Origin of the sequence: uncultured Campylobacter sp. (genome assembly GCF_938031315.1) — a bacterium.
Taxonomy (GTDB): Bacteria; Campylobacterota; Campylobacteria; order Campylobacterales; family Campylobacteraceae; genus Campylobacter_B.
Genome location: NZ_CALHHT010000024.1, coordinates 1 through 1507, shown reverse-complemented (window position 1 = coordinate 1507; position 1507 = coordinate 1). Strand labels below are relative to the sequence as shown.

Genomic DNA, 1507 nt, shown 5'->3' with positions numbered 1-1507 from the left:
GGAGGCTTGTGGCAGACTTCCCGCAAAGAAGCTACTGCCGCTACAATCGGGCATCGGCAACGTCGCTAACGCTGTGCTTAGCTCACTACAAAATGCTGGCTACCAAGGGCTGCAATGCTACTCCGAGGTGATCCAAGACGGCATGCTAGATCTCATCAAAAGAGGCGTCGTAGGCACTGCAAGTGCCACAGCGCTATCGCTTAGCCCCGCAGGTGTCGAGGAATTTCAAAAAAACATCGATTTCTACCGCAAGCACATCATACTGCGTTCACAAGACGTCTCCAACTCGCCAGCGCTTATCAGAAAGCTCGGCGTCGTGTCGATGAATGGCATGCTCGAGGCAGATATCTACGGCAACGTAAACTCCACTAACGTCATGGGTTCGCAGATGAAAAACGGTATTGGCGGTAGCGGTGACTTCGCTCGCAACGGATATTTGTCGCTATTTTTGAGCCCATCGCTCGCTAAAGGCGGCGCGATCAGCGCTATCGTGCCATTCGTGAGCCATGTCGATCATACCGAGCACGACACCCAGGTCATCATCACCGAATACGGCATCGCCGATCTGCGTGGTAAATGCCCTCGTGAGCGGGCTCGCGCGATGATAAGCATCGCACATCCCGCTTACCAAGACGCACTGAGAGATTATTTCGAGCGGGCATGTGCGCAGCCCTGTGCTGGGCATACTCCGCACATCCTAAGCGAGGCGCTGTCGTGGCATCAAAGATTTAAAGATACGGGGAGTATGAAGGCTTAGAGCGAATTTGTTTGAGCTAATGCGCTAAAGCCTAAAATTTAAGCTCATTCTCGCTGAAAGCAAGAAAGTTTGCACTTAAAAATTCCGCCTGCATTTGAAAGCTCTATCGTTACTTAAAGCAAGGCGTGCTAAAATTTTATTTTGTAAAGCTCGCGCGAAATGTTATAAAACGAATAGATCGAAATTTGCGCCGTAAAATTTTAAAATTTGCAGGCGGATTTAAGGTGCGGAATTTAAAATTTTATCGCTACGGAATTTTAAAATTTAGCCCTAAATTTGCAGTTCGCGCATTTTAAATTTTAAAATTCTACGGCTTAGAATTTTAAAATTTTGAACTTCGCAAAATTTCATCCATAAATCCGCTATTAAATTTTAAATTTAGCTCTCACTTCATTTGCCACGCGCAAGCTTTTTTGGCAATTTAGCTACAAGGCGCGCCATAAGTTCGCGATAAAACCGCGTAGTATTTGCCAAGATAAATTTCGTATGAATTAAAGCGGCGGCTTGCTAAAACAGAATTTATCGCCTTACGAAGACGATCTTTGGCTCGTAAATTTAAAAAGGCTAGCTATAAAGCTGCGACGAAATGAGATTAGAATTTTATCCTCGAGGGCTCCATCGGCTTGCTGTAGAAGTAGCCCTGCATATATTTAATCCCCATCTCTTCTAAGATAATTGAAATTTCATGGTTTTCTACGTATTCGGCGATGAGCTCGTAGCCCTGCTTTTTCGCAAAGCCCGCGATCGTTT

At 45.7% G+C, this 1507-nt stretch carries 2 protein-coding genes; one reads left to right on the top strand and one right to left on the bottom strand.

The features are described 5' to 3' along the window. On the top strand, positions 1-757 hold a 757-nt coding region (locus Q0236_RS00700; protein WP_297913812.1), incomplete at its 5' end, for an acetyl-CoA hydrolase/transferase C-terminal domain-containing protein. Positions 758-1349: 592 nt separating this feature from the next. Here the strand turns inward: Q0236_RS00700 and Q0236_RS00695 are convergent. Next, positions 1350-1502, bottom strand: coding sequence for an EAL domain-containing protein (locus Q0236_RS00695; RefSeq protein WP_297913815.1), 153 nt, complete (start codon positions 1500-1502; stop codon positions 1350-1352). Positions 1503-1507 lie beyond the last annotated feature (5 nt).